10 protein-coding genes are annotated in these 7,577 nt (G+C 76.5%); 6 read left to right on the forward strand and 4 right to left on the reverse strand.

Translation table 11 applies throughout. The features are described 5' to 3' along the window. The first annotated feature begins 5 nt into the window (after positions 1-5). Positions 6-1,142, forward strand: a complete 1,137-nt coding sequence (locus tag G1H19_RS18295; RefSeq protein ID WP_152730556.1) for a sensor histidine kinase — start codon at positions 6-8, stop codon at positions 1,140-1,142. Positions 1,143-1,171: 29 nt separating this feature from the next. After that, positions 1,172-1,831, forward strand: a complete 660-nt coding sequence (locus tag G1H19_RS18300; RefSeq protein WP_162392480.1) for a response regulator transcription factor — start codon at positions 1,172-1,174, stop codon at positions 1,829-1,831. A 27-nt stretch (positions 1,832-1,858) separates the two neighbouring features. Here the strand turns inward: G1H19_RS18300 and G1H19_RS18305 are convergent, their stop codons facing one another. After that, positions 1,859-2,335 carry a winged helix-turn-helix transcriptional regulator gene (locus tag G1H19_RS18305; protein ID WP_152730557.1) on the reverse strand — a complete coding sequence of 159 codons (477 nt, stop codon included), beginning with the start codon at positions 2,333-2,335 and terminating at the stop codon, positions 1,859-1,861. A gap of 60 nt (positions 2,336-2,395) precedes the next feature. Here G1H19_RS18305 and G1H19_RS18310 point away from each other — a divergent pair, with 60 nt between their 5' ends. The 3 genes from G1H19_RS18310 to G1H19_RS18320 are packed head-to-tail and all read left to right on the forward strand — an operon-like array spanning position 2,396 to position 5,617. After that, positions 2,396-3,856: an MFS transporter gene (locus G1H19_RS18310; protein WP_152730558.1), complete on the forward strand. Its 1,461-nt coding sequence runs from the start codon at positions 2,396-2,398 to the stop codon at positions 3,854-3,856. Continuing rightward, on the forward strand, positions 3,853-4,773 hold the full coding sequence (locus G1H19_RS18315) for an alpha/beta fold hydrolase (RefSeq protein WP_152730559.1): 921 nt from the start codon (positions 3,853-3,855) through the stop codon (positions 4,771-4,773). The genes G1H19_RS18310 and G1H19_RS18315 overlap by 4 nt, the downstream gene beginning before the upstream one ends. Before the next feature lie 52 nt (positions 4,774-4,825). Then, positions 4,826-5,617, forward strand: a complete 792-nt coding sequence (locus G1H19_RS18320; RefSeq protein ID WP_162392481.1) for an SDR family oxidoreductase — start codon at positions 4,826-4,828, stop codon at positions 5,615-5,617. 12 nt (positions 5,618-5,629) lie between these two features. On the opposite strand, the gene G1H19_RS18325 is transcribed toward G1H19_RS18320, so the two are convergent. Continuing rightward, positions 5,630-6,280, reverse strand: a complete 651-nt coding sequence (locus G1H19_RS18325) for an HDIG domain-containing metalloprotein (protein ID WP_162392482.1) — start codon at positions 6,278-6,280, stop codon at positions 5,630-5,632. A 108-nt stretch (positions 6,281-6,388) separates the two neighbouring features. Here G1H19_RS18325 and G1H19_RS18330 point away from each other — a divergent pair, with 108 nt between their 5' ends. Further along, a complete protein-coding gene (locus G1H19_RS18330; protein WP_152730561.1) occupies positions 6,389-6,613 on the forward strand; it encodes a hypothetical protein in 225 nt (74 codons plus the stop codon). A 22-nt stretch (positions 6,614-6,635) separates the two neighbouring features. Here the strand turns inward: G1H19_RS18330 and G1H19_RS18335 are convergent, their stop codons facing one another. After that, the gene (locus tag G1H19_RS18335) at positions 6,636-7,031 is read right to left on the reverse strand and encodes a hypothetical protein (RefSeq protein WP_152730562.1); all 396 of its coding nucleotides are present in this window, start codon (positions 7,029-7,031) and stop codon (positions 6,636-6,638) included. A gap of 139 nt (positions 7,032-7,170) precedes the next feature. Further along, the coding region (locus G1H19_RS18340; protein ID WP_268895419.1) for an ATP-grasp fold amidoligase family protein at positions 7,171-7,577 on the reverse strand (407 nt) is incomplete at its 5' end.

A 7,577-nucleotide genomic window follows, 5' to 3' on the forward strand; every position in this document is an offset into this window, starting at 1 on the left:
CGATCATGAGGAGGCTGCTGCGCCCGCTGGCCGGGCTGCGCCGCCGGAGCAAGCTGCTGGAGCTGCTGCTGGCCGCCCTGGTCGGGATCGCGACCGGTGCCGGGGTGGCCGACGAGTCCTCGGTGCTGCCGGCCGGTGCGGGCCTGCTGGTCGGGCCGGGGGTCGCGCTGGTGCTGCTGCACCTGCGCCGCCGCCGGCCGCTGGTGCCGTTCCTGCTCACCGTGGCCGTCTCCGCCGTGGCGCTGGGCGCGTCGGCGTCGCTGCTGGTCACCGCCTACGCGCTGGCCCGCTACGACGACCGCTGGCGGGTGCGGGCCGGCTGCGCGGTGCTCGGCGTCGTCGCCGGGTCCCAGGTCTGGACCGGCCCGCGGCTGGACGAGGGCGTGGCCCTGGTGGCCACCGCGCTGTTCGCCGTCCTGCTGCCCGGTGCGGCCGGTGCCGTCGTCTGCGCCCGGGCTCAGCTGATGGCCGCGCTGCGGGAACGCGCGGAGCGGGCCGAGGGCGAGCGCGAGTCGATGGCCCGGGAGGCGGTGCTGACCGAGCGGACCCGGATCGCCCGGGAGATGCACGACGCGGTCGGGCACCGGGTCAGCCTGATGGTGCTGCAGGCCGGGGCGATCGAGGTGGCCGCCCGCGACGCCGACCGGGTGGAGCACCTGGCCGGGGAGGTGCAGCGGGCCGGCCGGCAGGCCCTGGACGAGCTGCGGCAGATGGTCGGCGTGCTGCGCGACGGCGCCGAGCACGCCCCGCTCGCCCCCCAGTCCGGGCTGCCGGAGCTGCCCCGGCTGGTCGCCGACTCCCGTGCCGCCGGCATGGCCGTCGAGCTGACCGGGCCACCCGTCGACGCCGAGCCGGTCGACCCCGGGGTGGGCCGGGCGGCGTACCGGATCGTGCAGGAGGCGCTGACCAACGCCGGCCGGCACGCGCCCGGCGCCACGACGTCGGTGGTCGTCGAGCGGCCGCCGGGCCGGCTGGTGGTGCGGGTGGTCAACGGCCCGCCGCCGGCGCCGTCGAGCGGCTCACCGGGCGGCGGCTACGGGCTCACCGGCCTGGGCGAGCGGGTGCGCACGCTGCACGGCACGCTGCGCGCCGAGCCCCGGCTGGACGGCGGCTTCGTGGTCGAGGCCGAGGTGCCGGCGTGACCGGCGGGCCGCCGACGGGAGGGGACCGCGTGGGCGACGTCCGGGTGCTGCTGGTCGACGACGAGCCGCTGGTGCGCTTCGGGTTGCGCACGGTGCTGGAGTCGGTGGGCGGCTTCGCGGTGGTCGGCGAGGCCGGCGACGGCGCGCAGGGCGTGCGGGCGGCGCGGGAGCTGGTGCCCGACGTCGCGCTGGTCGACATCCGGATGCCGGTGCTCGACGGGCTGGCCGCCACCCGCCAGCTGCTCGCGCTTCCCCGGCCGCCCCAAGTGGCCGTGCTGACCACCTTCCACGACGACGAGTACGTGCACGCCGCGCTGGCCGCCGGCGCCGCCGGCTTCCTGCTCAAGGACACCCCGCCGCGGGAGATCGCCGCCGCGGTGCGCGCCGTGGCCGACGGCACCGCGACGCTGTCCCCCGCCGTCACCCAGGCGCTGATCGACGCCTACGTCGACCGCCGGGCGGCCCCGCGCCGGGCGCAGGCGCTGGCCCGGACGGCGAGCCTGTCCGACCGGGAGCTGGAGGTGCTGCGGCTGCTGGGCGGCGGGGTGTCCAACGCCGAGATCGCCGGCACCCTGTTCGTCAGCGAGGCGACGGTGAAGACCTACGTCGGGCGGCTGCTCACCAAGCTGGAGCTGGCCAACCGCACCCAGGCCGCGATCCTCGCCCACGAGGCGGGCCTGCTCGACTGAGCCCCCGGCGGGTGGACCGGTGCGCGGTCAGCGGTCGGGCCGGGTGACCGCCAGCTCCTCCCGGCTGACCTCGTGGCCGGCCGCGCAGCGCACCTCGACGTGCACCCGGTGCCCGCAGCCGCTGTGCTCCAGCGCCAGCGGCGGCCCGTCCGGCCCGGCCAGGTGCCGGTCGCCGAACTGCATCATCGCCAGCACGACGGGGACCAGGTCCCGGCCGCGGTCGGTGAGCAGGTACTCGTGCCGGGTGCGCTGCCCCGGCTCCCGGTAGGGGCTGCGATCCAGCAGCCCGGCGGCCACCAGCTCCTTGAGCCGCGCGGCGGCCACGGCCTCCGTGACGCCGACCAGCCGGGCGAAGTCGTCGAAGCGGCGGGTGCCGTAGAACGCCTCGCGCATCAGCAGCAGCGCCGACCGGGTGCCGACGACGTCCAGCGTGCGGGCGGCCGAGCAGCGCGACATGTCCCACTCGGCGCGGCTCGCGGCCTCGATCGGGATGCGGCGCGACATGCCGGCAGCCTACCCGAGCTGGCTTGTGTCGACACCAGTCAGCCCGCTACGGTGCTGACCATGGTCGACCAGAGCCAGCTTGCCCGCCCGTCCTCCCCCGGCGCGGTGCTGGCGGTGCTGTCGCTGGCCGCCTTCATGGCCAGCCTCGACCTGTTCATCGTCAACGTCGCCTTCGACGCCATCGGCCGGGACCTCGACGGCGCCTCGCTCACCTCGCTGAGCTGGGTGCTCAACGCCTACGCGATCGTCTACGCCGCGCTGCTGGTGCCGCTGGGCCGGCTGGCCGACCGCTGGGGCCGCAAGGCCGGCTTCCAGCTGGGCCTGGCGGTGTTCACGCTGGCCAGCGTGGCCTGCGCGCTGGCACCGGGGCTCTGGACGCTGGTCGCCGCGCGGGTGCTGCAGGCCGCCGGCGCCGCGCTGCTCACCCCGACCAGCCTCGCGCTGCTGCTGCACGCCATGCCGGTCGAGCGCCGGGTGCGGGCGGTGCGCACCTGGGCGGCGACCGGTGCGCTGGCGGCCGCGGCCGGTCCCGTCGTCGGCGGGCTGCTGGTGTCGGCGTCCTGGCGGTGGGTGTTCCTGGTCAACCTGCCGATCGGCGTCCTGGCGCTGGTGGTCGCCGTCCGCGTCGTCCCGGAGTCCCGGGAGAGCTCCCCCGGGCGGCTGCCTGACCTCGCCGGTGCCGCCCTGCTGGTGGCCGGCATCGGGTTGCTGTCGCTGGCCCTGGTGCAGGCGCCGGAGTGGGGCTGGGGCTCGGCGCGGGTCTGGCTCGTGCTCGCGGCCGCACTGCTCTGCGCGGCGGTGTTCTGGTGGCGCTCGATGCGGCACGCATCCCCGGTGGTGGAGCCGGCGCTGCTGCGGGTGCGGGCGTTCGCCTGGTCGAACGCGACCGCGCTCGTCTTCGGGGTCGCGTTCGCCGGTAACCTGCTGGTCAACGTGCTGTGGATGCAGCAGGTGTGGGGCTGGTCGGCACTGCAGACCGGGCTCGGCGTGGCACCGGGGCCGCTGATGGTGCCGGTGTTCGCCGCGGTCGCGCAGCGGCTGTCCGCACGGCTGTCGCCGGGTGTGACCACGGCGTTGGGCTGCCTGCTGGTGGCCGCCGGGCTGCTGTACGCCACCCTGGCCCTCGGCCCGGAGGTCGACTACCTGGCCGACGCGCTGCCGGGCTGGCTGATCGGCGGGGCGGGGGTGGGCCTGGCGCTGCCGACGATCCTGTCGAACGCGACCGCCGACCTGCCGCCGTCCCGGTCGGCCACCGGCAGCGCGGTGGTGAACATGAGCCGCCAGGTGGGCACGGTGCTCGGGGTCAGCGTGCTGGTGGCGCTGCTCGGCACCCCGGTCGGCTTCCCCGCCGTCGACGACGCCTACGACGCCGTCCGGATCGCCATGCTGCTGGCCGCCCTCCTCGCCGCGGGCACCGCGCTCGGCATGACCCCGCGCCGCACCCCGGCCCCGGTCCCCGACCCACCGGGCGTGCCCCGGGTGAGGCCGGACCGCACCGGGGCCCTACCGTCCGCTGGATGAGCGACCAGGACAGCGACCGGACCAGCGACCAGATCGGCGACCGGGCCGACGACCAGAACGGCGGCGAGGACCTCGTCGGGCCTGCCTGGTTCCGGCAGTCGCTGGCCCAGGTGCCCGAGCACGTCGACGTCGACGTGGACGGCGTGCGCGTGCACTGCCGGGTGTGGGGCCGGGTCGGCGCGCCGGGGCTGGTGCTGGTGCACGGCGGTGCCGCGCACTCGGGCTGGTGGGACCACGTCGCGCCGCTGCTGGACACCCACCGCGTGGTCGCCGTCGACCTGTCCGGGCACGGGCGCAGCGACCGGCGCCCGGAGTACGGCGTGGACCGCTGGGCGAGTGAGGTGGTCGGGGTGATCGACGCACTCGGGTTGGACCGACCGGTGCTGGTCGGGCACAGCATGGGCGGCTGGGTGTCCACCGCGGTGGCAGCCGACCACCCGCACGCGGTGTCCGCGGTCGCGGTGATCGACTCCCCGCTCAACGACCGGGCGCCGGAGCAGCAGGCGCCCCGCCGCGAGCACCGGGTGTACCCGACGCTGGACGCCGCGGTGGCCCGGTTCCGCACGCTGCCGCCGCAGGAGGTGCTGCTGCCCTACGTGCGCGACCACGTCGCCCGGGAGTCGCTGCGCCCGGTCGAGGGCGGCTGGACGTGGGCGTTCGACCCGGCCTTCTTCGGCCGGAAGACGCCGGTCCGCGGCCTGCTGCCCCGGGTGGCGGTGCCCTTCCTGCTGCTGCGCTGCGAGCACGGGCTGGTCTCCCCGGCGATGGCCGCGGACATCGCCGGGCTGCTGGAGGGCCGGCTGACCACCGTCGACCTGCCCGCCAGCGGCCACCACCCGATGCTGGACCAGCCGCTGGCCCTGGTCGTGGCGCTGCGCACCCTGCTGGCCGCCTGGCCGCCGGCCACCGGCTCGTAAGGTCGGCGCACCGAGCCGGGCGACGTCGCCCGGCCAGCGAGGGGAGAGCTCCGTGCAGCTGTTCGACCTGACCGGCACGACCGCCGTCGTCACCGGGGGCACCCGCGGCATCGGGCTGATGATCGCCCGCGGGCTGCTGCAGGCCGGCGCCGACGTGGTCGTGTCCTCCCGCAAGGCCGACGCCTGCGAGCAGGCCCGCGCCGAGCTGCTGGCCGGCGGCGACGGCGGCCCGTTGGACGGCGGTCGGGTGCGAGCGGTGCCCGCCGACCTGTCCCGCGAGGACGAGTGCCTGCGGCTGGCCGAGGTGGTCGGTGAGCAGACCGGGGCCGTGCGCGTACTGGTGAACAACGCCGGCGCGACGTGGGGCGCCCCGCTGGAGGAGTTCCCGTCGTCGGCCTGGGACAAGGTGCTGGACCTGAACCTGAAGTCGCCGTTCTTCCTGACCCGGGCGTTCCTGCCGCTGTTGGAGGCCGCCGGCAGCGCCGACGACCCGGCGCGGGTGGTCAACGTCGGCTCGATCGACGGGCTGCGGGTGCCGCTGATGCCCACGTACTCGTACTCGGCCAGCAAGGCCGCGCTGCACCACCTGACCCGGGTGCTCGCCGTCGAGCTGGGCCCGCGGCACGTCACGGTCAACGCCGTGGCCCCAGGGCCCTTCGAGTCCAAGATGATGGCCGCCACCCTGGAGGCCGCCGGCGACCAGATCGCCGCCGCGGCACCGCTGCGCCGGATCGGCCGGCCCGACGACATGGCCGGCGTCGCGATCTTCCTCTGCTCCCGGGCCGGCGCCTACGTCACCGGCGCGGTGATCCCGGTGGACGGCGGGCTCTCGCTGCGCCCCTGACCGCCCGCCCGCTCACCCGAGGGCGGGCGCGGGACTCGACTCCGCGGCCGGGGCGGGCCGCGGCACCGGGAAGGACGCCGGCAGCCGCCGGGACAGGAACGCCCGGCGGGTGGCGGTCACCGCCGCCACCAGAGCCGGCCCGCGCAGCGGGTGCGCGACGGCGTTGGCCGAGCCGGGCCCGTGCCGGTGCAGCATGTCGGCCATCCGGGCCGCGTGGTCGACCGGGCGCCCGCACGGGCTGGTGGTCTGGTCGGCCCAGGTGAGGGCGTCGGCGAGCGGGCCGGTGCAGTACACCGGGTCGGCGAAGTCGGCGAGCTCGGTCTCCAGCCCGCGGACGGCGGCGACGAACCGTGCGCCCGAGTGGTGCGCGACCAGGCCGGCGATCACCGGTGGCCACCCCCGCTGGTGCAGGTACCGGGCGCCGTCCAGGGGGTGGAAGCCGGTGCCCCGCACCTGCTCGGCGTAGCCGATGTCGTGCAGCCACGCCGCGGCCACCAGGGCAGGCCGCTGCTCGGCGGGCAGCACCTCGGCCGCCTCCGCGGCACGCGCGGCCACGGTGCGGGTGTGCTCCCACCGGTCGCCGGAGTTCCTCAGGAGGTCCGCCGCGAGGTGCTCGGCGGCCTCCACCACCCACGGACCTGGCCACGACCTCGACTCAGTCACCCGGTCAGGTTGCTGGTGCGACACCCGATCGCGCAAGCCACACCGGCGTAGCGATCACCACGTCCGGTGTCGTGGTGATCCGGGCCGTCGATGGGGTAGTGGGCCGGCATGTCGATGACCCAGCCGATGGAACCCGAGCTCCCCGGACAGCAGGACGGCATCCCGGCCGCCGACGCCGGCACCGGCGCACCCCCGCCCGCCCCGGGCTTCGGCGCCCGGACCGGCGAGCCCGACGCCGCCCACCAGGTGGAGGGCGACCCGGCACCCGAGGCCGACCTGCCGGACTCGACGCCGTTCCGCACCCCGGACCCGGACGACGTCCGGCGCGACTGAGCCGGCCGGGCGGCCCGGGTGGTCAGTCGACCAGCACGCGCGGCGCCTCCAGCTGGAAGCGCCGCCACAGGCCACCCTGGTAGTCGAGCACCTCGACGCTGCCGCCGTCCTGCACCAGGACGTCGAAGGCATGGTGGGTCGAGTGGTCGTGACCGGCCAGGCAGCCGGGCCGCTCGGGCTGCAGCGTCAGGTACCGCATCGTCTCCTGGTGGAACAGCCACAGCTTCCCGGCGTCGTCGGCGCGGCCGGTGACCAGGCAGCCCAGCTGCTGGTCCAGCACATTGACCCGGTCGGCGTCGACGGCGCCGCTGAACCCACTGCGGACACCGCTGACCCGGTCGACGACGGACAGCGAGTCCCGGCCGGTGAGCAGCCGCCCACCGACGTAGGCCATCGCTGCCACTGCTGCCTCGATCATGCGGACCTCCGGGTCGTGGGGTGCCCCATGCTGGCCGCCCGGGGTGAACAGCAGGCGGTGCGGCCGGTGAACGACGGGCGGCGGCGCCCGGCGACGGTCCACGGGGGCGGCCGCCCGCCGGACGGTGCCGTGCTGCGGCCTACCGGGCGCGTACGGCGGCGCGCGAGGGCAGTGTCCACGCCGCACCGAGCACCCGGTCCAGCTCGGGGTCGAAGGGGTCCAGCCCGCCGCCCGGGTACGGGGTCAGCTCGCCGAACCACACGGTGCCGCCGACGTCGTAGAGGTCGACCCGGACGAAGTCGAAGGCGGCGCCGAGAGCCTCGGCCACCTCGGTCATCCGCGCCAGCGTCGCCGGTGGCCCGGTGACCGGGCCGGGCGGCACCCGCTCGACGACGTCCACCGGCGTCCAGTCCGGGGTGTAGAGCCGGCGCCGGTGGTCGGTACCGGCGCGCCCGGTGTCCACCTGCACCAGCCGCACCCGCCCGTCGAAGACCAGGAACTTGTGGTCGGTCAGTGCGGTGCCGGCCGGGGTGGGGCCGGCCGGGG

The organism is Goekera deserti (assembly GCF_010685995.1).
In the GTDB taxonomy this organism is placed as follows: Bacteria; Actinomycetota; Actinomycetes; order Mycobacteriales; family Geodermatophilaceae; genus Goekera; species Goekera deserti.